We start from the raw sequence: 25,281 nt of genomic DNA on the forward strand, positions 1-25,281 counted from the left end.
GCGGAGACCCTCTCGGGCAGGCCGCCGGGCGGACGTTCCAGCAGGTCAGGAGGGTCTTGCGCAAAGACGCGCGGGTCCGTGGCGCCGGGCGCGCACCACCGTGAGCCTCGCCACAGGCACAGGCACAGGCACAGCCGCGGCCGCCGCCCGGGTCGTGGGAGACCGTTCCTGTTGGTGGGCCACCTCACACCACCCGCGTCCGCATTCCTACGTCTCACATGCCGGGGGAGCACCATCCACCACAGGAGGCACCGATGACCGGACCGCTCCGCGAACGCGACGACGCCCTGGCGCTGCTCACGGCCGAGACCGAGCGCGCCCGGGCCGGCACCGGCGGCCTCGTCCTGCTGCGCGGGGCCACCGGCACCGGCCGCACCGCCGTGCTCGAGGCCGCCGCCCGGCACGCCGCGGGCCTCGGCCTGCGGGTGCTGCGGGCCCGCTGCTCACCCGAGGACACCGGCGTCCCCTTCGCCACGGTCCTCCACCTCCTCGGTCCGGTACCGGAGTTCACGGACCTGGCGCCGGGCGGCGACGACCGCGGCAGCGCGGCCCGGCTGTGGCGGCTGCTGCGCTCGTACGCGGACGAGGGCCCGCTGCTGGTCGCCGTGGACGACGTCCACCTGGCCGACGACGCCTCGCGGCGCTGGCTGGTCGAGGCGGCCCGGCGCGTCGACCGATTACCGGTACTGCTGGTGGCCACCGAGCGCAGCCAGTACGACATCGAACCGCGGCCCGCCGGACTCACGCAGGCCCTGTCACCCTCCCTCGTGCGCACCCACACCCTCGCCCCGCTCAGCGACGCGGCGGCGGCCGGGCTGGTCCGCGCCGCCTTTCCCGCGGCCGGACCGCGCTGGACGCGGGAGTGCGTACGGGCCGGCGCCGGCAGCCCGCTGCTCCTGCACGCCCTGCTCGACGACCTCGGTGGCATCCCGCGGCAGGACGGCTCCGCACCCGACGGCGCCCCGCCCCTGCCCGACACCTGCGCCGCGTTGTACCCCGGGACCTACCCGGCGGCCGTCTCCTGGTGGCTGAACAGCGCCGGCCCCGCGACGGCCGACGTGGCCCGCTGCCTCGCGGCACTGGAACAGGCGTGGCCACCGGGCACGGACGGCGACCCGGCCCCCGACCCGGCGGACCCGCCGAACGGGCGCGGGGCGGCCGGGCATGCCCTCACATCCCCCGACACGGAGCCGAGCCACTCCGCCGCCGCACCCGACCACGCGCAAAGCGCGGGACACGACCAGCAGGCGCGGCGCGCCCAGCCCACGGCGTCCACGGCGCCCACGCGGTCCGCGCAGGGCGACGAGGAGACGCGGCGCGCCCAGGACGCGCCGCCCGCGCGGTCCGACCCGTACGCCCAGGACACGCCGCCCGCTCAGTCGGACCCGTACGCGCAGGACGCGCCGCCCGCTCAGTCCGACCCGTACGCGCAGCACGACCCCTACACGCAGCACACCCCCTACACGCAGCCCGCACCGTACGCCCAACGCACGGAGTCCACGCCGTACGCCCCGCACGCCCCCTACCCCCAGTACGGCCGCCTCTCCGGGCCCCCCGACGCACCGCACCGGACGGCGCCGGGGCAGGCCCTCCATTCCTCCCGGGGACGTGCGGCCGAGGCGGGAGCCGGGGACCCGGTCGATCTGCTCGCCGAGGCGGCCGGTGCCGATCCCGCCCGCGTCGCCGGGTGGCTCGCCGCGATGACCCGGCTGGGACTGCTGCGACCGGACGCCGCCGGCCGCCCCCGCTACGCGCACCCGCTGCTGCGCGACGCCGTGCTCACCGGCTGGCCCACGCCCCGCCGGGAGGCGGCGCACCGGGCGGCGGCGGAGGCGATGCTGCGCCGGGGCGACCGGGTCGAGGCGGTCGCCCGGCATCTGCTGCGGACGCCGGCCGTCGGCCTGCCCTGGGCGCTGCGTGTCCTGCGCGACGCGGTCACGGTCGCCGTGCACGACGCCCGGCCCGACGACGCCGTCGGCTATCTGCGCCGGGTGCTGGACGAGCCGCTGCCGGACGACCTCCGCCAGCGGCTGCTGACCGAACTGGGCTCCCTGGAGTACGCGTCGGCCGACACCCCGGCGGCCATCGCGCGCCTGGCCGAGGCGCAGCACCTGCCGGCCGATCCCCGCAACCGGGTGCGTACGGCCGTCGCCCTCGGCACCGCGCTGGCCGGCCGCGGCGAGATCCGTACCGCCATGGAGGTGCTGCGGCGAACGGAGGGCCGCCTGTCCGGCCACCCTGGTCTGACCCGCACCGTGCAGACCGCCGGCCTGCTGCTGTCCGACGAGGACCTGGCGACCCGGCAGGAGGTGTACCGGTCGCTGTGCGAGACCGGCGAGAACTCCCCGGAGCTGGTGGGCACCGCCGGACAGGCCCTGCTCGTGCGGTACGCGGCGACGGCCGCGCTGATCTCGGCCGAGGAGGCGATGACCCGCGTACGGGCCCTGCTCGCGCAGCCCACCGACCCGCTCGCCGAGCCCTTCCTGCTGGGCACGGCCGCCGCGGTCGCCCAGTGGGCCGACGAACTCGACGAGGCCGACCGGCTCGTGGAGCGCGGACTCGCCGGACAGCACCCCGCCCTGCTGCACCCGATGCAGCACGCGCTCCTCAACACCCGCGCGGACATCGCCGGGGCCCGCGGCGACCACGCCCGGCTGCTCGCCACCGGCGACGCGGCGGGGGGCCCGGCACCGTCCCGCACCGGGCCCTCCAACCGGGACGCCCACACGGTGCTGGCGCTGGTCCACACCGGCCGCACCGACGAGGCACAGCGCTTCGCCGACCGGTTCGACCTGCGCGAGGTGCCGGAGAACTGGGAGCTGAACCGCTTCCTGTACGCCCGGGGCGTGCTGCGCGCCGCCACCGGCGACCCGGCGGGCGCGCTCCACGACTTCCTGGAGTGCGGACGGCGCCAGACCGCCCGCGAGGTGGTCAGCCCGGTCGTCACCCCGTGGCGGACGGCGATCGCGGAGTGCCGGCTGGCGCTGGGCGGCGGTGAGGAGGCACTGGCCCTGGCGACGGAGGAACTGCGGCTGGCCCGGGTGTGGAACACCCCGCGCACGGTGGGCCGCGCCCTGCGCGTGCTGGGCACCGCGACCGGCGGGCGGCGCGGCCTGGAGCTGGCCGAGGAGGCCGTACGCACCCTGCGGGACGCGCCCGTCGACACCCACGTGGAGCTGGTCGCGGCGCTCATCGCCCAGGGCCGCCAGCTCGCCGCCACCGGCGACCGCGGCCGCGCGCGCGACTGCCTGCGCGAGGCGGCGGAGCTGGCCGAACGCAAGGGCGCCCTGCGGCTGCTCGCCACGGCCGGGGAGGCCCTGCGCGAGAGCGGCGCCCGGGGCGCGGTGACGGCGCGGACCGGTTCCGGGGCGCTGACCGGCAGCGAGCGCCGTATCGCCGAACTGGCCGCCGACGGACGTACGAACACCGAGATCGCCGACCTGCTGCACCTGGCCAGGCGCACCGTGGAGACCCACCTGACCAGCACCTACCGCAAACTGCGGATACGCCGCAGGACCGAGCTGCCCGGTGCGCTGGGCGGAGCCGGCCGCTCCAGGGAAGCGCACCCCACCGCACGGACCGCTCAGGACCCCGCGCACCCCACCGCACGGGACACCGCACGCCACACCACACGGCGCACCGCTCAGGACTGAGGATCGGCGGGTGCGAGCCGCCCCTCCGCGGCCCGCAGCCTGCTGTCGTCCGCCGTCTCGGCGAGCAGCCGCCGGGCGACCGGCTCGGGCATCCGGACCACCACCGGCGCGGGCAGGGTCAGTTCCCGTACCGCCGTCCCGGTCCGGTGCGTGCCGCGTGCCACGACCCGCGCCACCACCCGCACGTCCACCGTGAACTGGACGAGGACGGAGCGCTGCTTGGGCTTGTGCACCGGCATCGAGCCGGAGCCGTTCGCCGTCATGTCGGCCGCCCCGCCCGCGCTGTCCGCGTTGGCCAGGGCCTGGTTGAGCCGGAACTCGGTGGCGTTGAGCAGGCCCGCACCGAACAGTCCGCGCCCCGCCCGCCCGCGGTCCGCCGAGTACTGGCCGTCCTCCTGGGTGGGCCTGGGGCCCTCCGGGCCGCTGGGCGCGATCGCCTCGAACGACATCTTGGCACCGGTGCCGAGCACCTTGCCGGCGCGCAGCCGCGCGTGCACCGAAGCGTGCAGATCCTGGCCCTGGAGCCCGCTCGCGTGCACCGGTGGCAGCTCCGCCCCCGCGTTGGTCAGCAGCGGCAGCGCCGAGATCAACCACTCGGTGGAGACGGCTTCCTGGAGGGTGTACGCGGCGGACTGCCCCGTGTCGCGGTAGCGGCGCCCGCCGCCGGCCTCCTTCACCGCCGCGTCCACCAACTGCCGTACCTGCGGAGCCCCCTGGAAGCCGTTGACCTGTGCCTCCAGCGGCAGCCGGACTCCCCCGTCGCGCCAGGCGCCGAGCCGTGCCGGGTCGGCGTCCGCGGCGGCCGGCGGCCGTTCGCCGGCCGGCCGGGCGGTGACGGGCTCCAGCCGGGCCAGGGCCGTCAGGTCGTCCTTCGGCACACGGTGTACCAGCTCCTTGCGCCCCGACTGGGCCAGAGCCACCCGGCCCTTCGCGGAGTGCAGCTCCAGCGAGGCGTCGACCGGCACGCGCATCTTCGCCGGCGCCGTGGCGGAGTCGGCGACCAGCTTCATGCCCACCTGGGCGCGGGAGGCCGAGCCCGTGCGCTGCGAGTCGGCCGTGGCGGCGCCGAGGCCCGCGACCCCGCCCGTGCTCTTGAGCACCCCGGCACCGCCCTCCGGTTTGGCGGAGCCGGCGAGGACGCCCTCCGCGCCGAGCGAGCCGCCCTGCTCCTGGGAGTCCGTCCGCTGGGCGGTGGCCGAGGTGATGTACTCCATGTCCCGCTTGTCGGTCGCCATCTCGGCGAACCTGCCGGGACCCGCCCGGCGGACCCGGAACACCGCCCAGTACGGCGTCCTGCGGCCGTCGAACAGCTCCACGGTGACGCCGCCGTCCATGGCGCTCGACAGCAGTCCCTCGGAGCCGTCCCGGTCCAGGACGCGCAGCAGCCGCTGCACGTTGTCGTTGGGGTCGTCCAACTGCCGGCGCGGCAGCAGGTCCGCCGCCAGGGACTTGTCACGGCGGGCGAGGGCGGCGCGCAGCTCCGCCAGCAGCGGCACGAAGTTCGGCAGATTCTCGATCATGCCCATACCGAGGGGCAGGCGGGCGTCGAGGTCGGGCACGGGCCGCGCGGGAGTGCGGGCGGGGTCGGCGGGCGGGACCAGCGGCGCGCCGGCCTGCCGGTCCGCCGGCCGCCCGCCGGCCCGCCGGGACCCCTCCGCCCCCGCCCCCGCCGGGTCCGGCCGGGGCGCGAGCACGCTCTCCATGCCCAGCGCCTCGGCCGCCGACTTCGGCAGCCTCAGCCCCTGCGAGGACAGCTGTTCCGCCGTCAGCCACACCCCCACCTCGCCCGGCAGCGTCCGCGCCTCCTTGGTCACGTACGGGCCGCCGCCGGTGACCTTGACCTCGGCGACCATGGTGACCAGGAGATCGCACCGGACCAGGTAGAGCGGGGCCTTGCGCGGGGTGTGGGAGTTGCGCTCCACCGTGCCGGACACGGTGACGGCCCCGGCGGTGCTCTCCCCCTTGCTCCGGGTCACCGCCGCGCCCTGCCCGGTGCGCCACTCGGCACCGTTCTGCAGGCCCATCAGCCCGCCCTGGTACGTCGTGGTGGTACCGCGCCCCTCCTGGCCGCCGGCCTGGTGACCGCCGAGCAGGAAGGTCTCCGTGCCGGGTCCCGAACCCTCGTGCGTCACCCGCGGGTTGGTGAGCGCCAGCCGCATGCCCACCGCCCCGTCCAGCGCGGCGAGCCGGCGCGGGTACTTCAGGTTCTTCACCACCCACCCCGAGGACACCGCCTGCCGCAGCGCCCCGGTGAGCGCGCCCGGACCGAGCCGTTCCTCGATCGCCTGCCGGGGTGCGAGGCCCTCGGTCCCCAGCGCCCGGTCCTCGCGGACCCCCTTGTCCCGGGCCGCCGCCCCGGCCAGCAGGTCGAAGGCCAGGTCCCGGATCGGGGCGCCGGAGCCGACGGTCTCCACCAGCGTCCAGTTCCGCAGGGCCCGGCCGCTCGCCGGGCGGGGCGTCAGCGCGGCCAGGTCGCCGATGCCCGCGGCGTCCACCCGCCACTCGGGTCCCCGCTGCCGTGCCCCGCGCGCGGCCCCGTCGTCGTCGAGGCGCCGCTTCTCCTCGCCGTCCAGGGTGAACTCCGTCGGCGTGACCAGCCGTACGTCCTGCTGCTCCACGTCCATCCGGGCGATCCGCTCGGGTTCGGGCACGTCGCGCCCCGGTGAGCCGGGCAGGACCGAGCGCCGGGCCTTGCGCTGCCGGTGCGTCATGGTGATCTGCACCTGCATGTTCAGCGGCGCCGAGAAGACGCTCGCGTCCTCGGAGCCGTTGGTGAGGACGTCGCTGCGTGTGGTGGGTCCGGCCTGGTTGCGGCGGGAGCTGATGTGGTTGCGGTCGCGGCGGGCCGAGCCCGTCAGGACGCCGGGGACGATCCGCACCTGGCCGATCGCCGACCAGCCGGCCGACCGGGAGCTGCTCCGCCCGCTCTGGAGGTTGCTGCTGACGCCGGAGTGGCTGCGCACCAGCCACTTCTCGATGTCACCGGCGTACTCGGCGTCGCCGAGCGTGCCGGTGACCCGTATCTGCACGTCGTGCGCGTGCATACGGCTCTTGCGGCGCAGCCGCACCGGTACGCCGGTGGACAGCAACTGGTCCTTGTTCGCCTTCAGGTTGGTCTCCGAGAGCCGGGTGACCAGCTCCTGGTAGTTGTGCCGCTGGGCCTGGGCCTCCGCCGCGGGAGTGCCGAGCTTCCGCTTGTCGCCGAAGGGAGGCAGGAAGCCCTCCAGCCGGGGGTCGGCGGCGAACATCCTCTCGATGGACGCGATCATCCCGGTGGTGTCCAGCCGGTCGAGCGCGACGCTCGCCCCCATCGCCCCGAACGGCAGGTGACGCTCGACGTCCTCCTCCGTCGCCTGGTCGCCCGCGGCTCCCTCCCGTCGCCGCTTCGGTCTGGTGACGAGCGGGCCGGCGCTCACCCCGGGCGGCAGCGGCAGCCCCAGGTCCTGCGCCTCGTCCGCCCGCAGGGTCATCCACATCCGGAGGGAGTGGCGGGCCACCCGGGAGGCCCGGCCCAGCAGCATGTTCGCGGAACTGGTCCCGGTGCCCTCCACGGTGAGGTCGACGGTGGCCAGGTAGAGCACCTTGTCGCCCCGGACCTCGGCGCCCACCCGGCGGGCCGTGGTCTGGTCGTACTGGGTGAAGCGGGCCTTGCGGGCGGCGGCGGTGGGCATCGCCCCGGCCCGGGCGACGGCGGCGTTCATGGCCACGCCGACACCGACGGCCGGTCCCGCGCCGATCGCACCGGAGCGCCCCTTGCCCGCCGCGTCGGCGGCCGTGTGCTGGGCGTGGGCGTGGGTGCGCAGCTGGGTCTGGCCGGCGGCCCAGCCCGGGGCGAGGCCGGCGATCCGGGCGCTCATCCGGTACGCGCCGGCCGTACGGGGGTCCGGCCCGGTCAGGTCGTCGCTCACGACGCCGTTGCCCAGCAGCCGGGGCATGTCCTCCAGCACGGCCGTGGAGGAGGTCGCCGCGTACAGGCGGGCCCGCCCGGGGGAGCCGGGCTCGGTGAGCGAGGGGTGCAGCACGGAGGCGACCGCGTCGAACAGCCCGCCGCCGCCCGCGTGCGGCCCGGCGTCGTCGGTGCGCGGCCCGGCGTCGTCGGTGACGGCGACCGGGGCGAGGGAACCGGCGTGCCGGACGCGCCTGGCCAGCGCCGGGTCGTCGACGCGCGGGACCGGTGGCGGCGCGGCGGTGTCGTACGGCACGAGGCTCTCGGTCGGCACCCGCATGGTCAGCGTGCCGGTGCCGTACACGGGCGGTGCGGCTGCCGCGTCCTGCTGCCTGATCCGTACGCCGTAACGCACCCTGCGCGGTACCTCGACCGACCCCGACTCGCTGCGCAGCACCCGCGGTTCGGCCACGCCCTTCTGGCTGCGGCTCTCCTGCGACGACTGCCAGGGCTGGGCCTGCGCCATGCCCACGCCGCCCAGGTACAGGCCCGGCGCGACGGGCGCGAGCCCGAAGAAGGTCCCGCCCGCGCCGTAACTCGTCGAGCCGCCCGAACTGGAACCCACCGCGGCGGCCGAGTTGTGGTGGACGTCGACCTTGGTGGCGTCCTCCTGGGCCCGCGCGAGGGCGGCCGGCTCGATCTCCGGAGGCCGTTCGTCGGTGGCCGGGGAAATGGTGACGGTCACGTCGAACCAGCCCCGCCCCTCGCCCCCCTCGACGGCGAACGCGCGGCCCCGCCCGTAGAACGTCTCGGGCCGCGCGGCCAGTTCCGCCGCGATCTCGGCGACCGTGCCGTCGGCGCGCGCGACGGCGCCGGCCACCACGGTGCGGACGAACTCGTGCCCGGTGAGCCCGTACGTCGAGGACAGCCCCGGGGCCTGGAGGCCCAGCAGGTACGGGGGGAGGGTCAGGCCGCGCTCGGCGGCCTCCGGCACGGTGCCCAGGCCCGGCCCGCCCGGCGCGGCCGCGCTGTTCGCCGTACCCGGCCGCATCGCCCGCGTGGCCCTCGAATTGCCGGCGCTCTGCTGGAGCGCGAGCATGGAGCGCGGCCCGGGGCCGCCGGCCCGACCCAGGTCGTGCGCGCGTTCCGCCCGGGGCACCGAGGGCGTCCGCCCACGGGCGCCGTCCTGGCGCTCGTCCGTCTGCCGTTGTCCCTGCCGCTGTCCTCGCACCCGCGTCAGCGTATGGACGCGGAAGCGGCCGTACGGGGCATGCGGCCGGGTTCGGGGAGATCGTCGACGAGACCTCTTTCGCTGTTCAACCACGGTGCATCCGGCGGGCCTTGACAATTCACCCCGTCCGCAACAGCCGCCCGATCTCCAACTGCTCGGTCTCCAGCGGGTCGCCGTCCGCCACGTTCCACAGGCTGTTCTGCAGGACGCGGCCGAGGGACCAGGCGCGGGCCCGCTCCGGGTCCAGTCCGAGGACGTCGGTCATGGCGTCGAAACGCCACCGGGTCTCGTCCGGGTCGTAGCGGTTGTCGAGGGCCGGGAGCAGGTCGAACCCGGGGTCGCCGGCCAGCGGCTTGGGGTCGATGGCGAGCCAGGGGGCGCGGTCCGCGGCGAGGACGTTGTCGTAGTGCAGGTCCCAGTGCAGCAGCCGGTCGCCGGGCTCGTCGGCGACCTCGCGCACGGCGGCGGCGCAGTCGGCGACCAGCCGTCGGTCCGCCGGGTCCGCGATGCGCTCCAGCGCCCACGGCGTCCGCTCCAGCATGCCCCGCGCGATGTCGCCGAGACGGCGCACGCCGGGCGGCGCGGGGGTGGCGGTGAGGTGGGCGAGCAGCCGGGCGATGACGAGGACGGCCTCGCGGGAGTCCTCGACGTGACTGAGCATGCGGGCCGCGTCGAGGCGCTCCAGGAGCATGGTGCCGGTGGCCGGGTCGTGGTCGAGCAGCCGTACCGCCCCGTCGCCGTCCCACAGCCGCAGGGCGACGGGCTCGCCCTCGGTCTCCTCGTCGCGGATCTGGAGCTTGAGCACGGCCGGTGTGCCGTCGGGGCGCACGACGGGCAGCACCAGGGCCGCCCAGCCGTGCATGGAGGGCCCGTCGAGGCGCAGCTCCCAGCGGTCCAGGAAGCCGGCCGCCAGCGCGGGCAGTCCGTCGATGAAGGCGCGGCCCGCCGCACCGTTGTACTTCACCTGCGAGACGGCGAGCGCGTCCGGAACGTCGATCACGTCGGCCGACGCTACCGGCGGGCGGCCCGGCGGTCACGGGATTATCCGGCGCCGACGGCACCCCTCCGGTCCCCGCAGGCCCGGAAATTCGACGGAATCCGAAGGAGACAGGCGTCGTTCACCAGGGCTAACGTCCTTGCCATGAGCAGCTCGACCAGCGGCGTCGTCAACGGTGGCATCTCCTTCTGGTACGCGGACGACGGTCTCCCGGCGGCGGTGCGCGAGCCGCTCGCCGGCGACGCGTCGGCGGACGTGGTGATCGTCGGAGGCGGATACACGGGCCTGTGGACGGCGTACTACCTGAAGCAGGCCGCCCCCTTCCTGCGGATCACCCTCCTGGAGCAGAAGTTCTGCGGCTACGGCGCCTCCGGCCGCAACGGCGGCTGGCTCTACAACGGCATCGCGGGCCGCGACCGGTACGCGAGACTCCACGGCCACGAGGCCGCGGTGCGCCTCCAGCGGGCGATGAACGACACCGTCGACGAGGTGATCCGCGCCGCCGAAGCCGAGGACATCGACGCCGACGTCCACAAGGGCGGGGTGCTCGAAGTGGCGTGCACGCCCGCGCAGGCGGCCCGGCTGAAGGCGTTCCACGAGGCCGAACTGGCCTACGGCGAGAAGGACCGGGAGCTGTACGGCGCCCGGGAGACGGCCGAGCGGATCAGGGTCGCGGACGCGGTCGGCTCCTCCTGGACCCCGCACGGGGCCCGCCTGCACCCGGTGAAACTCGTCAAGGGCCTCGCGGCGGCCGTGGAGCGCCTCGGCGTGACGATCCACGAGTCGACGCCGGTGACGGAGATCCGTCCCCGGCACGCGGTCACCCCGTACGGCACCGTCCGCGCCCCCTACGTCCTGCGCTGCACCGAGGGCTTCACCGCCTCCCTCAAGGGCCAGCGGCGGACCTGGCTGCCCATGAACTCCTCGATGATCGCCACCGAGCCGCTGACCGACGCCCAGTGGGAGTCCGTCGGCTGGGCGGACCGGCAGACCCTCGGCGACATGGCACACGCCTACATGTACGCCCAGCGCACCGCCGACGGCCGGATCGCGCTGGGCGGGCGCGGAGTGCCGTACCGCTTCGGCTCCCGCACCGACAACGACGGCACCACGCAGGCGGCGACGGTCGAGGCGCTGCGCGAGATCCTCGTCCGCTTCTTCCCGTCCCTCGCCGGACTGCGCGTCGAGCACGCCTGGTCGGGCGTCCTGGGCGTGCCCCGCGACTGGTGCGCGACCGTCACCCTGGACCGTTCCACGGGCCTCGGCTGGGCGGGCGGCTACGTCGGCTCCGGCGTCGCCACCGCCAACCTCGCCGCCCGCACCCTGTGCGACCTGGTCCAGCACGACTCGGGCCAGGGCGGCCGAACCGACCTCACCGAACTGCCCTGGGTGAACCACCGGGTGCGCCGCTGGGAACCGGAGCCCCTGCGCTGGCTCGGCGTGCAGGGCATGTACGCCGTCTACCGCGAGGCCGACCGGCGCGAACGCACGAGCCACGGCGCGGGGTCGTCCCGGCTGGCACGGATCGCGGACCGCGTGGCGGGCCGAAGCTGAGACTGCGCCCGCGCGGACGCACGCCGGACGCACGCCGGGCGCAGACCGGACACTTGCAGGGGCCCCGCGGACGGCAGACTGCGGGGCCCCTTGTCCCCCTAGGCCACCGGTTCCGGCACCGGCCGGTCGGCCGGGGTGCCGGGTTTCGGGGCTTTGGCCGTCACCATCAGGCCCGCGACCAGGCCCGCCAGCAGCATGATGCCGGCGGCCAGCCAGATGGCGACCGTGTAGCCGTGGACGATGCCCTCCCGGACGACCGACTCCCGCTGGGACGGGCCGGTGAGGTGGGAGGCGATGTAGGACGCGCTGGTGCTGGTCGCGATGGTGTTGAGCAGCGCCGTGCCGATCGAGCCGCCCACCTGCTGCGCGGTGTTGACCGTCGCCGAGGTCACGCCGGAGTCCCGCGGGGCGACCCCGGCGGTGGCGGTGGAGAAGACCGGCATGAAGGTCAGGCCCATGCCGAGGCCCATCAGGAGCAGGGCGGGCAGGATCGCGGTGGCGTACGCCGAGTCCACGGTCATCCGGGTGAGGATCACCATGCCGCCGGAGGCGAGGAGCATGCCGGGGACCATCAGCATGCGCGGGCCCACGCGGCGCAGCAGCCGGGCCGAGATCTGGGTGGAGCCGACGAGGATCGCGGCGGTCATCGGCAGGAACGCCAGGCCGGTCTTCAGGGGCGAGTAGCGCAGGATCTCCTGGAGGTAGTAGGTCATGAACAGGAAGAGTCCGAACATGCCGACGACGGCCAGCATCATCGTCACGACGCAGCCGGCGCGGTTGCGGTCGCGGATGATGTGCAGCGGCAGCAGCGGGCTCGGGGCGCGGGTCTGCCACCACACGAAGACCGCGAGGAGCACGACGCCCGCGGCGAACAGCGCCAGCACCAGCGGGTCGGTCCAGCCGCGTGGCTGCGCCTCGCTGAAGCCGTAGACGAGCGCGACCAGACCGCCGCAGCCGAGGACGACCCCGGGGACGTCCAGGCGGGCGCCGGTGTGTCCGGGGCGGTCGTGCAGGAGCAGGAAGGCGCCGATCACGGCGGCGACGGCGATGGGGATGTTGACGTACAGGCACCAGCGCCAGTTCAGGTACTCCGTGAGTACACCGCCGACGATGAAACCCACGGCGGCGCCGCTGGCGGCCAGCGTGCCGTAGATGCCGAAGGCCTTCCCGCGCTCCTTCGGTTCGGTGAACGTGGTCGCCAGCAGCGACAGTGCCGACGGCGCGAGGACGGCGGCGAAGACGCCCTGGAGGGCGCGGGCGCCGAAGAGCATCGCCGACGTGGTGGCGGCGCCGCCGATCGCGGAGGCGGCGGCGAAGCCGATCAGCCCGATGACGAAGGTGCGTTTGCGCCCCACCAGGTCCGCGATCCGGCCGCCGAGCAGCAGCAGACCGCCGAAGGCGAGGGTGTAGGCGGTGATCACCCACTGGCGGTTGCCGTCGGACATGCCCAGGTCGCGCTGCGCGGAGGGCAGCGCGATGTTCACGATGGTCGCGTCGAGGACGACCATCAGCTGGGCCAGGGCGATCACCACCAGCCCCCACCAGCGGCGGGGGTCGGCCTCCGCGGGCGCGGCCGGCTCACCTGTCCGGGTGCCACTCATCTGGCCAGAAGACCATGAAACGGGGCGTATCGCATCCCGTTGCGCAGGTGGTCGTACCGCCGCCTTTCATGGCTCCAGGACCACCTTCCCGGTCGTCGCCCGGGTCTCCAGCGCGCGGTGCGCGGCGGCGGCGCCGGCGAGCGGGAAGCGGTGCACGGCCGGGGTGAGCCGGCCCTCGGCGGCCTCGGTGAGGGCGCGCAGTTCCAGGGTGCGTACGGGATCGGGGCCGCCGGCCTGCTCCATCATCACCGGGCCGAGCACCTGCTGGGAGACGCCGTCGACGAGGTAGGGGGCGCCGTCGTGCAGCCCCTTGCCCGACCAGCCGAAGACGAGGTGCCTGCCGCCGGGCCCGAGCAGGGCGACGGCCTCGCGGGCGACGTCCCCGCCGACGCCGTCGAAGACGACGGTGGCACCGCCGCCGCCCAGGTGGGCGCGGACCGCGGCCGGCCATCGCGGGTCCTGGTAGTCGACGGCGAAGTCGGCGCCGTTCGCGGCGACGCGGGCGGTCTTCTCCGGGCCGCCGGCGAGCCCGATCACCGTGGCGCCGGCGTTCTTGGCGTACTGCACGAGCAGGGTGCCGATACCGCCGGCGGCGGCCGGGACCACGGCCACCGAACCGGGACCGAGGTCGGCGAACTGCAGGATCCCCATCGTCGTACGCCCCGTGCCGATCATGGCGACGGCCTCGGCGAAGTCCAGGTTCCCGGGGATCTCGTGCAGCCGGGCGTGGTCGGCGACGGCGAGTTCCGCGTAGCCGCCGGGCGCGAATCCGAGGTGGACGACGACGCGCACGCCGAGCAGGCTTCCGGGCGCGCCCTCCCCGAGGGACTCGACGACGCCCGCCACCTCGCGGCCGGGGACCGTGGGCAGGGCGGGAAGCTCGGGCGCCGGTCCCTGGATGCCCTCGCGCAGGGTGGTGTCCAGGAGGTGGACGCCCGCCGCGCGGACGGCGATCCGGACCTGGCCCGGGCCCGGCCGCGGATCCTCGACCTCTTCGAGGGTGAGGTTCTCGGCCGGGCCGAAGGCGTGCAGGCGGATGGCGCGCATGGGATCCCCCAGGGTGAGGCGGGCTGTGTGCGTCCCACCCAACGACCTCAAGCACCCTTGAGGTCAAGCTCCCGCCGGCCGAGGGCCAGGGACACCGCCGTCAGCGCGCTGTTGAACGACACCTCCGACAGCAGCCCCGGAGCGGCGACCTGGTCACCGGCGAGGTAGACCCCGTCGCCGCGGTCGACGGCGGGCCGGTCGCGCCAGGTCGTGCCGGGCGGGTCGACGGCGCCGGTACGGCCGTTCGCGATCGCCTCGCGCCGCCAGGTGAGGCGCTCGCGCCAGCCGGGGAAGCCGAGGTCGAGCAGCTGCTCGGCGCGGGCGGTGCCGTCGGCCTTCGACTCGTCGGGCGCGATGGGGATCTGTCCCTGGATCAGCTGCTCGCCCGCCGGGGCCAGCGTGCGGTCCTGCGCGGTGAACCGTTCGATCCAGCCCGGTGCGTCCAGGTCCGAGACCGCGAAGGCGTCGCCGCGCCGGGTCCGTACCGCCAGGTCGATCAGGGTGGTGCGGCCGCTGGGCCAGCTCAGCGCGGGGTCGCCCAGCAGGCGGCGGGCGGCGTCGAGAGAGGTGGCGACGACGACCGGGGAGCCGGCCGGCACCGCGTCGACGCGGGAGAGCGTCTCCACCCGGACCCCGAGGTTCCACGCGAGGGCCGCCATCCGGTCGATCACCCCGGACCAGCCGCCGCGCGGGTAGTGCGCCTCGGGCGGCAGCTTGGTGGCCCGGCGCAGCCGCTCCTGCACGAAGGCGGCGGACAGCGACCCCGGGTCGTGGTGGAAGAGGGCGACGGCGCAGTAGTGGGCGGCGGCCCGGGCGCCCTCCTCGCCCGCGACGCCGGTCGCCCAGGTCAGGAAGTCGGTGTCCACGGGGGCCTGTCCGGCGCCCCGGCGCAGCAGCTTGAGCATGGCGAAGGGCGGGGTGCGGCGCAGTACGCCCTTGTGGCGCAGCCGCAGCCGGGCCCCCTCCAGCGGCGGGAGCGGCGCGAGCGGACCGATCAGGTCGCGCTGCTTGAGCCACGCCCAGTGCGGGCCGCCGTTGTAGAGGGCGTGCGGGCCGTCGTTGGTCCGGTACCGGCCGTCGGCCGTCCGGGCCCGTCCGCCGAGCGTGTGGTGCGCCTCGTGGACGGTGACCTTGGCGCCCGCCTCGGCGGCGGTGATGGCCGCGGTCAGTCCGGCGAAGCCGCCGCCGATGACGGTGATGCGATGCATGGCTCGGGGTCTCCCTCGGGTCGGGGTCGCCTGGTGTGGTGCCTGTCTGCGAGTACGACGGCCGCGGGGTGCCGAATGTGACATGCGGCCGGGAGAAAAGGCGTTCGCGCAGGCCGGAGCGGGTTGTCAGTGCCGGGGTGCAGCATGGGGGGATGGCGAGGCGAGCGGCGGGCGGCGGCGGTACGGGTGCGACGAAGGTACGGGCGGCACGGCGCCCGGAGCTGCGGCTGCCGCCGCTGGAGCCGCACGACGGAGGGCAGCTGGAACCGGACGGGGACTACGACGGGCTGGAGTTCCGGGACACCGACTTCGCCGGTCAGGACGGCGCCGGCGCCCGCTTCATGGACTGCGCGCTCACGGGGTGCGCGCTGGACGAGGCGTCCCTGACCCGGGCCCGGCTGCTCGACTCGGTCCTCAGCGGAGTCCGGGGCGTCGGTACGCGGCTCGCCGAGGCGACCCTGCGCGACGTCGAGCTGGTCGACGCCCGCCTGGGCGGCACCCAGCTGCACGGCGCCGTCCTGGAGAGGGTGCTGGTCCGCGGCGGCAAGATCGACTATCTGAACCTGCGCCGGGCCCGCCTCAAGGACGTCGTCTTCGAGAGCTGCGTCCTGGTCGAGCCGGACTTCGGGGGCGCCCGGCTGGAGCGGGTCGAGTTCGTGGACTGCGCCCTGAAGGGGGCGGACTTCAGCGCGGCGACCCTCACGGACGTCGACCTGCGCGGCGCCGCCCCGCTGGAGCTGGCCCGGGGCGTGGACCGGCTGTCGGGGGCGGTGATCAGCCCGGCCCAGCTGCTGGACCTGGCGCCGGTGCTGGCGGCGGAGCTGGGGGTGCGGGTGCTGGCGGGGGAGTAGGGCGGGCGGGGCGCCGGCGCGAGGCGGCGCCCGAGGCGCTCAGGAGACCCGCGGGAAGCGGGCCTGGAGGGTCCAGATCGCCGGGTTGTCCGCCAGGTCGTCGTGCATGTCGGTGAGGTCGGCGATCAGGTCGTGCAGGAAGTCGCGGCACTCCCGGCGCAGTTCGGCGTGGGAGAAGGAGAGCGGGGGCTCGCTCTCCGGCAGCCACTCGGCCTCGATGTCGACCCAGCCGAAGCGGCGCTCGAAGAGCAGGCGGTCGGTGGACTCGGTGAAGTCCAGCTCCGCCCGCTGCGGCCGGGCGGCCCTGGACCCCGCCGGGTCCCGGTCGACGCGCTCCACGATGTCGCACAGCGCCCAGGCGAAGTCGAGCACCGGCACCCATCCCCAGGCTGTGGAGAACTCCCGGTCCGCCTTGGTGTCGGCGAGATACACGTCCCCGCAGAACAGGTCGTGCCGCAGCGCCCGGACGTCCGCACGGCGGTAGTCGGTCTGCGGGGGGTCGGGGAAGCGGGTGGAGAGGGCGTAGCCGATGTCGAGCACGCAGGTGATGGTGTCACGGCCCGGCCGCCGCCGGCGCCGGACCGGTCGCGGTGCGGTGCCTCACGGGCTCTCCGGCCGGCCGTCCCCGTACAGCCAGTCCTCCCAGATCTCCGTGAAGTCCTCGTCCGGCGCCGACTTCTCCACGTACGCCGTGAAGTCGTCGGTGTCCGCGTTGCCGTGGCGGTGGGCGGTGGCCCAGCCACGCAGGAGGTCCCAGAAGGCGTCGTCGCCGACCTTCTGGCGGATCTTGTGCAGGACCATCGCGCCGCGCTGGTAGACGGGGCTCGCGGAGATGTCCTCCGCGTCGGGCGGGTCAGCGGGCGGGAACGCCCAGATCGAGGCGTCGGCGTCCTCGTCGGGGTAGTAGGTCCCGTCGTAGAGCGCGTCGAAGGTCTGCTGCGCGCTGTCGCCGCCCTCGTCCTCCTCCCACAGCCACTCGGCGTAGGTGGCGAACCCCTCGTTGAGCCACATGTCCTGCCAGGTCTTCGGGCTGACGGAGTTCCCGTACCACTGGTGGGCGAGTTCGTGGACGAGCAGGACGGTGTCGGGGGCGCCGGGGAAGTACGGCCGGTTCTGGGTCTCCAGGGCGTAGCCGGCGTCCTGGACCCGGTCGACGATCGCGCCGGTGGAGGAGAAGGGGTACGGGCCGAAGTTCTCCTCGGCCCACTCCACGATCTCGGGGATCCGCCCCAGGACCTTCCGGCTCGCGTCGGCCTGCTCCGGGTCGACGGCCGTGTACACCGGCAAGCCGTCGTCGGTGGTGGAGCGGTCGGTCTCCCAGTCGCCGACGGCCACCGTGACGACGTGGCTCGACATCGGCTCGGCGGTGTGCCAGGTGAACGTCGTCCGGCCGTCGCGGGTCCTCTCGCCCGTCAACTCGCCGTTGGAGACCGCCCCGAGCCCCTCCGGCACGGTCACCGCGAGGTCGTAGGTGGCCTTGTCGGAAGGGTGGTGGCTGCCGGGGAACCAGGCCATCGAGCCCGTCGGCTGACCGAGCCCGACCGCGCCGTCCTCGGTGGGCAGCCAGCCCTCCTCGGAGCCGTCGGGGTCGGTCACCGTCACCGGGTCGCCGGAGTAGCGGACGGTCACACGGAACGTCTCCCCGTCGTCCAGCTCGTCCGCCGGGCGGACGGTCAGCTCCTGTCCGGCCCGGTTGAAGCGGGCGTTCCGGCCCTCGACCGTGACCTTCTCGACGTCCAGGCCCTTGAGGTCGAGGTTGAAGGCGGACATGTCCCGGGTCGCGCGGGCGGTGATCGTCGCGGTGCCGGTGAGGTGCTCGGCGTCGGGGTCGTAGGCCAGGGTCAGGTCGTAGTGCCCGACGTCGTAGCCGCCGTTTCCCGCCTTCGGGAAGTACGGGTCGCGCACGCCCGAGCCACCGGGGGTGCCGTCGACCGCGCCGCCACCGCTGCACGCCGCGAGGGCGGTGGCGGTGGCGGCGGCTACGAGCAGACGGGTGGTGCGCACGTCGTGATCCTATGAGGCGTTTCACGTGAAACGCCCGCTGGGACCGGCTGTCGGGGCCTTTGGGGAGGCGTGGGGCGTTGCTAGTCGATCGCCGCCGCACCCGCCTGCGCGAACTTCTCGTCCAGCGTGCCGGACGGGGCACCCGCGACGCCGATGCCGGCGATCGGCGCCTTGTCGGCGGTGACCGGGACGCCGCCGCCCAGGAACAGGGTGCCCGGGATGTCCTTCAGGTTCGGGGCGTTCTCCAGGCGGCCCTCCAACTCGCTGGTCGGCGCGTTCCAGGAGACCGCGGTGAACGCCTTCTTCTCGGCCGACTCGTAGGACTGCGGGCCGGCGCCGTCGCCGCGCATGGTGAGGATCGTGTTGCCGTTGCGGTCGACGACCGCGACCGTGATCCGCTGGCCCTCCTTCTCGGCGGCCTTCAGCGCGGCCCGCGCCGCCTCGTTCGCGGCGCCGATCGTCAGGTGCGTGGAGGTGGTGGTGTCACGCTTTCCGGCCGCGGCGGCGGGGGCGGTGGCCACGGCGGAGTCCTGGGCGGCCTGCGGTGCGGAGGCGTTCGCCGCCACCGTGCCGAAGGTGCCGGCGGCGACGGCGGCGAGAACGGCGCCGCCGGTGGCGATGCGGGTCCGCCGGGAGAGGGTCTTCTTCATGGTGGTCTGCTCCTCGGGGTGGGATATCGGGGGGATATCGCGGTGGGGAAGGGGGTGGGAAAGGGGTTGTTCCGTCTGCTCTCCACCCTCCGCCCCGCACCCCGGGCGCACGGTCGCCGTTCCGGGTGCTCGTGGGCGACGGAACGGGCGACGGCGGGGTCATCCGATCGGCTGACCCGCCGGCCCTCCCGAAGGGCCACCATGGGAGTGTCCGCGCAGCTCAGCGGTCTCCTACGGCACGTTGTAGGACACGAAGGCGACAAAGGAGGCGCGTGGGATGCCGAAGCCGTACGACCCGGACACCCGGTGGCTCGGCGCCGTCATGCACGTGGCGTTCTTCCTGCTGCTCGGCGGCGCCCTGGCCCGCTTCCTGCTGCGCCACCCCGGCGAGCCCCGCACCCCGTGGATCCTCGCCCTGTCCCTCGCGCTGGCCGTGCTGCACCTGCTCGGCCCCGTCCTGAGCGGCCCCGGTGCGCGGCCCACCCGGCGGCGCCTGGCCTGGCTCGGCCTGGTGGTCGTGGTGTGGATGGTGCTGGTCGTCCTCGCGCCCAGCTTCTCCTGGTGCGCGGTGCCCCTCTTCTACACCGGCCTGCGCACCCTGCCGGCCCGGGCGGCGCTCGTGCTGGTGACCGTCCTGACGGTGTTCGTCGTCGCCGCGCAGTTCCGGCTCGCCGGGCGCTTCGACCCGAACCTGCTGCTCGCGCCGCCCGCCGTCGCCGCGATCGCCGCCGCCGTGTTCCTGCACACCGAACGGCAGGCGGCCCGGCAGCGCGCCCTGATCGACGACCTGATCCGCACCCGCCGCGAACTCGCCGCCTCCGAGCGCCGTGAGGGCACCCTCGCCGAACGCCAGCGGCTGTCCATGGAGATCCACGACAGTCTCGCCCAGGGCCTGTCCAGCCAGCGGATGCTGCTCCAGGCGGCCGAGCGGGTCTGGGAGTCCGACCCGGGCAAGGCCCGCACCCACGTCCGGGGCGCCGCCTCCGTCGCCGAGCACAACCTCACCGAGGCCCGCCGCTTCGTCCACGACCTCGCCCCCGCCGACCTCGCCCGCGGCGGCGGCCTTCAGGCGGCGCTGCGTGCCCTGGCCGCACGGGAGTCCGGCGACCACCTCACCGTGCGCGTCCACGTGGACGACGGCGCCCGCGTCCCGCCGCTGCCCGACCGCGTCCAGTCGGCCCTGCTGCGCATCGCCCAGGGCGCCCTGGCCAACGTCCGGGAACACGCGGACGCGTCCACCGTCGCGCTCACCCTCACCCTCCTCGACGACCAGGCCGTCCTGGACGTCACCGACGACGGGCAGGGCTTCGACCCGGCCGCGCTGCCCGACGCCCCCGCCGGGGTGCGCGGACACGGGCTGCCCGCCATGCGCGCCCGGCTGCGTCAGCTCGGCGGCACCCTGACCGTCGAGTCCGCGCCCGGCGAGGGCACCGTCCTGTCCGCCGCCGTCCCCCTGGAAGCGCCCCGAACCGACCCGGCCGACCCGCTGGAGGCACCCCGATGACCGCTTCGGCCACCCCGCTGGAGGCCCCCCGATGACCGACCCGGCAGGCAGTGGCCCCGCCCCCGTGCGCATCCTGGTCTGCGACGACCACGTCGTCGTACGCGCCGGGCTGCTCGCCCTGCTCGACAGCGCCCCCGGCATCGAGGTGGCCGGCGAGGCGGGAACCGGCGAGGAGGCGCTCGCGCTCGCCGCGCGGCTGGCGCCGGACGTGGTGCTGATGGACCTTCAACTCGGCGAGGGCATCGACGGCGTGGAGACCACCCGCCGCCTCACGCAGGCCGAAGAAGCCGGGGGAACCGCCCCGCACGTCCTGGTCCTCACCACGTACGACACCGACGCCGACATCACCCGCGCCATCGAGGCCGGCGCGACCGGCTATCTGCTGAAGGCCGAACGCCCCGAGGAACTCTTCGCGGCCATCCACGCCGCCGCCGAGGGCCGCACGGCTCTGTCCGGACCGGTCGCCAGCCGGGTCATGGCCAACATGCGCAGCCCGCGCCCCTCCCTCACCGACCGCGAACGCGACATCCTGGCCCAGCTCGCCACCGGACTCGGCAACCGGGAGATCGCCCGCGCCCTGTTCATCAGCGAGGCCACGGTGAAGACCCATCTGCGCCGCATCTACGACAAGCTCGGCGTCGACACCCGCGCGGGCGCGGTCGCGGTGGCCAAGGAGCGGCGCCTGCTGCCGTGACGCCCCGCTGCCGGTACGCCGAAGGCCCCCCGGCGCACGACCGGGGGGCCTTCGTACGGAACGAACGGGTGAGTGAACGTCAGACGTTCACACCGAAGTCCTGGGCGATGCCCACCAGGCCCGAGGCGTAGCCCTGGCCGACGGCGCGGAACTTCCACTCGGCGCCGTTGCGGTACAGCTCGCCGAAGACCATGGCGGTCTCGGTGGCCGCGTCCTCGGAGAGGTCGTAGCGGGCGATCTCGGCGCCGCCGGCCTTGTTGAGGATGCGGATGTAGGCGTTGCGCACCTGGCCGAAGTTCTGCGAACGGTTCTCGGCGTCGTAGATCGACACCGGGAAGACGATCTTCTCGATGTCGGCCGGGAGGCCGGCCAGGTTGACGTTGATCGCCTCGTCGTCGCCGGCGCCCTCGCCCGTGCGGTTGTCACCGGTGTGGACGATCGTGTTGTCCGGCGTCTGCTTGTTGTTGAAGAACACGAAGTGGGCGTCGGAGTAGACCTTGCCCTCCGTGTTGACCGCGATCGCGGAGGCGTCGAGGTCGAAGTCGGTGCCGGTGGTGGTGCGGACGTCCCAGCCGAGGCCCACGGTGACTTCGGTCAGGCCCGGAGCCTCCTTGGTGAGCGAGACGTTGCCACCCTTGGACAGGCTTACAGCCATTGTTGGGAGTCCCTTCCTTCGTGTACGTACGGCAAGAAAGCTACAGCTACCCCCATGAACGACGAGAGGGGTACGCAAGGTTCCTGCTCTCTTTACTTTCTTTACCGAGGCCTGGATCAGGATATTGGGATGACGTGGGCCGTCCGGGGACGGGAACATGGACGGCATGTCCGGTCCCCATGTCATCCGCGGCTCCGTCTCCCTGCCCGAGGCCGAGCTCGTCTGGCGTTTCTCGCGCTCCTCGGGGCCCGGCGGCCAGCACGTCAACACCACGGACACGGCGGTCGAACTCCGCTTCGACCTGGCGAGGACCGAGGCCCTGCCGGAGGTGTGGAAGACGCGGGCCCTGGAGCGGCTGGCCGGGCGCCTGACCGACGGCGTCGTCACCGTCCGCGCCTCCGAGCACCGCTCCCAGTGGCGCAACCGCGAGACCGCCGCCGTACGCCTCGCCGCGCTCCTCGCCGAGGCCACCGCGCCCCCGCCCAAGCCCCGCAGGCCGACCCGCATCCCGCGCGGCATCAACGAACGCCGGCTGCGGGAGAAGAAACAGCGCTCGCAGACCAAGCGGGGCCGCACCCCGAAGAGCTGGGACTAGCTAGCCCAGCTCCAGCACGCCCACCGTCTCGCCCTCGCTGGTCTCCCCGTTGGGGCCAAAGCCCAGGCCCAGGTAGAAGCCCTCGGGGCCGTCCGGGCCCGGATGCCAGGTCACCCAGCATTCCTTGCCGCCGCGGCGGCGGACCTCCTGGGCCACCGACTCCACGGCGAAGCGGCCGTACCCCCGGCCCTGCTCCCCGGCCGCGATGTTCAGCCGCCACAGCCCGGAGCGCCGGACGCTGCCGTCCTCGTACCAGTCGATGTCGAAGAAGGCCATGAGGAAGCCGACGGGGCGGTCGCCGTCGAGGATCAGCCGGGGCCAGGCGGCGTCGGGGTGGACGTAGGCCTCGGCCAGGGACTTCACCACCGGGGAGACGGCGTGTTCCTGCTCGGGGAGCACCCGTATGCCGAGGGCGGTGTCGAGGTTCGCGGGAGTGATCTCCACCAGCCGGAGCGGGGGTCGGATCGAGGTACCGGTCGTCATGCGCGCACCCTAAATACGCGGCTCACGCGCGGGCGAGCGAATTCGGCTCAGCCCAGCTGCCGGTACCGCCCCTTGAAGTACGCCAGCGGCCCCCCGTCCGCGCTCGGCAGCGAGGCGGTCAGTACGCGGCCGATGACCAGCGTGTGGTCGCCGGCGGGCACCCGCTGCTCGGTACGGCACTCCAGGGTCGCCAGCGCCCCGCCCACCAGGGGCGCTCCGGACGCCTCGCCCCGCAGGTAGGGGATGTCCGCGAACAGCAGCCGGTCGCTGACGCGGCCCTTCATCGCGAAGCGGCCCGCGATGTGCCGCTGGCTCTCGGACAGGACGGAGACCGCCCACAGGGGCTGCTCGTCGAGCAGGTCGTCCATGCGGGAGCCCTCGCGCAGGCTGACCAGGACCAGTGGCGGGTCCAGGGACACCGACATGAACGCCGTGGCCGTCATCCCGACGTCCTCGCCGCGCGGTGCCTGCGGGTCGTCGGGGTCGAGCGGCGGCTCCTGCGCGGTCACCAGGACCACGCCCGAGGCCAGCCGGGACATGGCGGCACGGAACTCCTCGTTGCTCACCCCCTCAGCATGCCCGGCGAGGGGCGACGGCAACGGGAGCGTGGGGGACGCGGGGGACGCGAGGGAAGGAGTGTTCGGCACCCCGCCACGCTAATCGGCGGGCCGCGGGCGGGGCATCGGGCCCCGGTCCGAATCGGGACCTAGGACCACAGAAGGAGACGTGCGCATACCTACAAACTTTGCGTTCAGTAAACGCACAGGGAAAACGCAGAAACACCACTCAATTGTTCATCTTTCGCTGTGACTTGAGTCACAAGGAGCGGTAATTGTTGACCCTGTGTACCGAGTGGGGAGCGCGCTGTGATTCAGTGGCGGGGAACCTGCAAGGGCACCATCAGTAAGGGCGCCGAAGAGAACCCTTGATTCGCTGCGAGGTCTCGGGGGGAGGGCGAGCATGGAGACCGAGTCGGAGCCCTACGTCCGTCTTGCGTCCCTGCGTCAACTGCACCAGGTCATGGCCGACATGAACACGGCCCGCAGCCTGGCCGACACCCTGCAGACCGTCGCCGACGGCGTCGTCCAGGCCCTCGGGTACGAGCTGGCGTGCATCAACCTGGTCCGCCCCGACGGCGACCTCGTCGTCGCCGCCTTCTCCGGCAACCAGGCCGCCGAGGCGCTCATCACCGGCCGGGCGGGCTCCCGGGAGTCCTGGGACCGCCGCCTGAGCATGGGCGAGCAGTGGGGCGACCTGATCTTCATACCCCACACCGAGGGCTGGATCCTCGACGACGACGACGTCCCGCAGTGGTACACCGACGGGCCCGCGCCCCGCTTCGAGGACGAGTGGCACCCCTCGGACCGGCTCTTCGCCCCGATGTACGCGCCCGGCCCGCAGGGCAGTGGCAACAGCGGCGAGCTGATCGGCGTCCTGTCCGTGGACCGGCCGCGCAACGGCCGCCGCCCCGGGGCCTGGGGCCGCGAGGCTTTGCAGATGTACGCGTTCCAGGCCGCCATCGCGATCAGCAACGCCCGGCTCCGCTCCAACATGCAGCGCGCCCTGGTCCGCCTGGAGCGCGACCAGCAGGCGCTCAGGGCCAGTGAGGAGAGCTTCCGGCAGGCCTTCGAGTACGCCCCCTCCGGCATGGCCATCGCCGAGATGGGCGGCGACCAGCACGGCCGGATCCTGCGCACCAACGACGCGCTCTGCCGCCTCCTCGGCCGCCCCGCCTCCGCGATGCGCCGCTACGCCTTCTCCGACCTCGTCCACCCCGAGGACATCGGCACCCTGCTGCGCACCTCCGCCGAGGGCGGCCGGGCCGAGCTGCGCCTGGGCCGCCGCGACGGCACCTACGTCTGGGTCTCGCTGCGCAACAGTGTCGTCGCCGACGCCGCCGACGGGCCGCGCTTCCTGCTCACCCACGTCGAGGACATAGAGGAGCGCAAGCGGCGCGAGCTCCAGCTCGCCCACCGCGCCTCCCACGACTCCCTCACCGGCCTGCCGAACTCCGCCGAGCTGCGCTCCCGCCTCGCCGCCCGGCTCTGCCGGCGCCCGCAGTCGCCGCACGCGGGTGTGGTGGACGCCATGGACGCCGCGTACGGGGACTCCGCCGTCCTCGACTCCGGCGGCCACACCTTCGACTTCGGCGCGGTCACCGAGCCGTACGGCGCCTACGACCACCATGTGCACGCCGTCGCCCCCGCGGACGGCCGGGACGACGGCACGAAGGGGCTCGCGGTCCTCTTCTGCGACCTGGACGGCTTCAAGTCGATCAACGACCGGTTCGGGCACAACGCCGGTGACACCGTGCTCATCGAGGTCGCCCGCCGGCTCAGCGGCGGCGTGCGCGACGGCGACACGGTGGCCCGGCTCGGCGGCGACGAGTTCGTGATCCTCGCCAACGGGCTCGGCCGGGCCGACGCCCAGGACCTCGCCGTACGGCTGCGCAACGAGATCATCCAGCCCATCCGGGCCGAGGGAAGGGCCGTCCGCGTGGGTGCCAGTTTCGGCATCGGGTGGGCCCACTGCGGCATGACGGCGGACGAAGTGCTGAAGTCAGCTGACGAACGGATGTACGTCGAGAAACGATCTCGTCCCAAACAGCATCGCCGAGCCGGATGATCACCAGGTCAGCGCCTTGATGCGGTCTGAGTCACCCTTTCGG

Annotated in this window: 18 protein-coding genes; 7 read left to right on the forward strand and 11 right to left on the reverse strand. The window is 74.3% G+C overall.

Translation table 11 applies throughout. The features are described 5' to 3' along the window. Window positions 1-254: 254 nt before the first annotated feature. A complete protein-coding gene (locus RI578_RS22145) occupies window positions 255-3,653 on the forward strand; it encodes an AAA family ATPase (protein ID WP_310872677.1) in 3,399 nt (1,132 codons plus the stop codon). Here RI578_RS22145 and RI578_RS22150 read toward each other — a convergent pair. Both RI578_RS22150 and RI578_RS22155 read right to left on the reverse strand, forming a co-directional pair. After that, the gene (locus RI578_RS22150) at window positions 3,644-8,770 is read right to left on the reverse strand and encodes a hypothetical protein (RefSeq protein ID WP_310872678.1); all 5,127 of its coding nucleotides are present in this window, start codon (window positions 8,768-8,770) and stop codon (window positions 3,644-3,646) included. The genes RI578_RS22145 and RI578_RS22150 overlap by 10 nt on opposite strands. A gap of 118 nt (window positions 8,771-8,888) precedes the next feature. After that, window positions 8,889-9,770, reverse strand: a complete 882-nt coding sequence (locus RI578_RS22155) for an aminoglycoside phosphotransferase family protein (protein ID WP_310872679.1) — start codon at window positions 9,768-9,770, stop codon at window positions 8,889-8,891. 141 nt (window positions 9,771-9,911) lie between these two features. Here RI578_RS22155 and RI578_RS22160 point away from each other — a divergent pair, with 141 nt between their 5' ends. After that, window positions 9,912-11,321, forward strand: a complete 1,410-nt coding sequence (locus tag RI578_RS22160) for an FAD-dependent oxidoreductase (protein ID WP_310872680.1) — start codon at window positions 9,912-9,914, stop codon at window positions 11,319-11,321. A gap of 98 nt (window positions 11,322-11,419) precedes the next feature. Here RI578_RS22160 and RI578_RS22165 read toward each other — a convergent pair whose 3' ends face one another. The 3 genes from RI578_RS22165 to RI578_RS22175 all read right to left on the reverse strand — a co-directional run bounded on the left by RI578_RS22165 (window position 11,420) and on the right by RI578_RS22175 (window position 15,177). Further along, window positions 11,420-12,922: an MFS transporter gene (locus tag RI578_RS22165; protein ID WP_310872681.1), complete on the reverse strand. Its 1,503-nt coding sequence runs from the start codon at window positions 12,920-12,922 to the stop codon at window positions 11,420-11,422. Window positions 12,923-12,988: 66 nt separating this feature from the next. Continuing rightward, window positions 12,989-13,969 carry a zinc-binding dehydrogenase gene (locus tag RI578_RS22170; RefSeq protein WP_310872682.1) on the reverse strand — a complete coding sequence of 327 codons (981 nt, stop codon included), beginning with the start codon at window positions 13,967-13,969 and terminating at the stop codon, window positions 12,989-12,991. A gap of 47 nt (window positions 13,970-14,016) precedes the next feature. Then, complete coding sequence (locus tag RI578_RS22175) at window positions 14,017-15,177, reverse strand: NAD(P)-binding protein (protein WP_310872683.1); 1,161 nt, start codon at window positions 15,175-15,177, stop codon at window positions 14,017-14,019. A gap of 152 nt (window positions 15,178-15,329) precedes the next feature. On the opposite strand from RI578_RS22175, the gene RI578_RS22180 reads away from it, so the two are divergent. Further along, window positions 15,330-16,028 (forward strand): pentapeptide repeat-containing protein, encoded by a 699-nt coding sequence (locus RI578_RS22180; RefSeq protein WP_310872684.1) that lies wholly within the window; start codon window positions 15,330-15,332, stop codon window positions 16,026-16,028. Window positions 16,029-16,067: 39 nt separating this feature from the next. Here the strand turns inward: RI578_RS22180 and RI578_RS22185 are convergent, their stop codons facing one another. The 3 genes from RI578_RS22185 to RI578_RS22195 form a co-directional block, all read right to left on the reverse strand. Beyond that, window positions 16,068-16,568, reverse strand: coding sequence for a hypothetical protein (locus RI578_RS22185; RefSeq protein WP_310872685.1), 501 nt, complete (start codon window positions 16,566-16,568; stop codon window positions 16,068-16,070). Between the two features lie 60 nt (window positions 16,569-16,628). Next, window positions 16,629-18,032 (reverse strand): M1 family metallopeptidase, encoded by a 1,404-nt coding sequence (locus tag RI578_RS22190; RefSeq protein WP_310872686.1) that lies wholly within the window; start codon window positions 18,030-18,032, stop codon window positions 16,629-16,631. An 80-nt stretch (window positions 18,033-18,112) separates the two neighbouring features. Continuing rightward, window positions 18,113-18,682, reverse strand: coding sequence for a heme-binding protein (locus RI578_RS22195; protein WP_310872687.1), 570 nt, complete (start codon window positions 18,680-18,682; stop codon window positions 18,113-18,115). Between the two features lie 277 nt (window positions 18,683-18,959). Between RI578_RS22195 and RI578_RS22200 the strand changes: the two genes are divergently transcribed. Together RI578_RS22200 and RI578_RS22205 are read left to right on the forward strand one after the other, a co-directional pair. After that, window positions 18,960-20,186 (forward strand): sensor histidine kinase, encoded by a 1,227-nt coding sequence (locus tag RI578_RS22200; protein WP_310872688.1) that lies wholly within the window; start codon window positions 18,960-18,962, stop codon window positions 20,184-20,186. Between the two features lie 31 nt (window positions 20,187-20,217). Beyond that, window positions 20,218-20,880, forward strand: coding sequence for a response regulator transcription factor (locus RI578_RS22205; RefSeq protein WP_310872689.1), 663 nt, complete (start codon window positions 20,218-20,220; stop codon window positions 20,878-20,880). Between the two features lie 79 nt (window positions 20,881-20,959). Here the strand turns inward: RI578_RS22205 and RI578_RS22210 are convergent, their stop codons facing one another. Further along, a complete protein-coding gene (locus RI578_RS22210) occupies window positions 20,960-21,535 on the reverse strand; it encodes a TerD family protein (protein WP_121747691.1) in 576 nt (191 codons plus the stop codon). Window positions 21,536-21,692: 157 nt separating this feature from the next. Here RI578_RS22210 and arfB point away from each other — a divergent pair, with 157 nt between their 5' ends. Continuing rightward, on the forward strand, window positions 21,693-22,130 hold the full coding sequence (arfB, locus tag RI578_RS22215) for an alternative ribosome rescue aminoacyl-tRNA hydrolase ArfB (RefSeq protein WP_310872690.1): 438 nt from the start codon (window positions 21,693-21,695) through the stop codon (window positions 22,128-22,130). Here arfB and RI578_RS22220 read toward each other — a convergent pair whose 3' ends face one another. Both RI578_RS22220 and RI578_RS22225 read right to left on the reverse strand, forming a co-directional pair. After that, on the reverse strand, window positions 22,131-22,613 hold the full coding sequence (locus tag RI578_RS22220; protein WP_310872691.1) for a GNAT family N-acetyltransferase: 483 nt from the start codon (window positions 22,611-22,613) through the stop codon (window positions 22,131-22,133). It abuts the gene before it with no gap. A gap of 47 nt (window positions 22,614-22,660) precedes the next feature. Then, window positions 22,661-23,260 carry a flavin reductase family protein gene (locus RI578_RS22225; RefSeq protein ID WP_310872692.1) on the reverse strand — a complete coding sequence of 200 codons (600 nt, stop codon included), beginning with the start codon at window positions 23,258-23,260 and terminating at the stop codon, window positions 22,661-22,663. Window positions 23,261-23,573: 313 nt separating this feature from the next. Here RI578_RS22225 and cdgB point away from each other — a divergent pair, with 313 nt between their 5' ends. After that, a complete protein-coding gene (gene cdgB / locus RI578_RS22230) occupies window positions 23,574-25,238 on the forward strand; it encodes a diguanylate cyclase CdgB (protein WP_310872693.1) in 1,665 nt (554 codons plus the stop codon). Window positions 25,239-25,281 lie beyond the last annotated feature (43 nt).

Origin of the sequence: Streptomyces sp. BB1-1-1 (assembly GCF_031597775.1) — a bacterium.
GTDB lineage: Bacteria > Actinomycetota > Actinomycetes > Streptomycetales > Streptomycetaceae > Streptomyces > Streptomyces thinghirensis.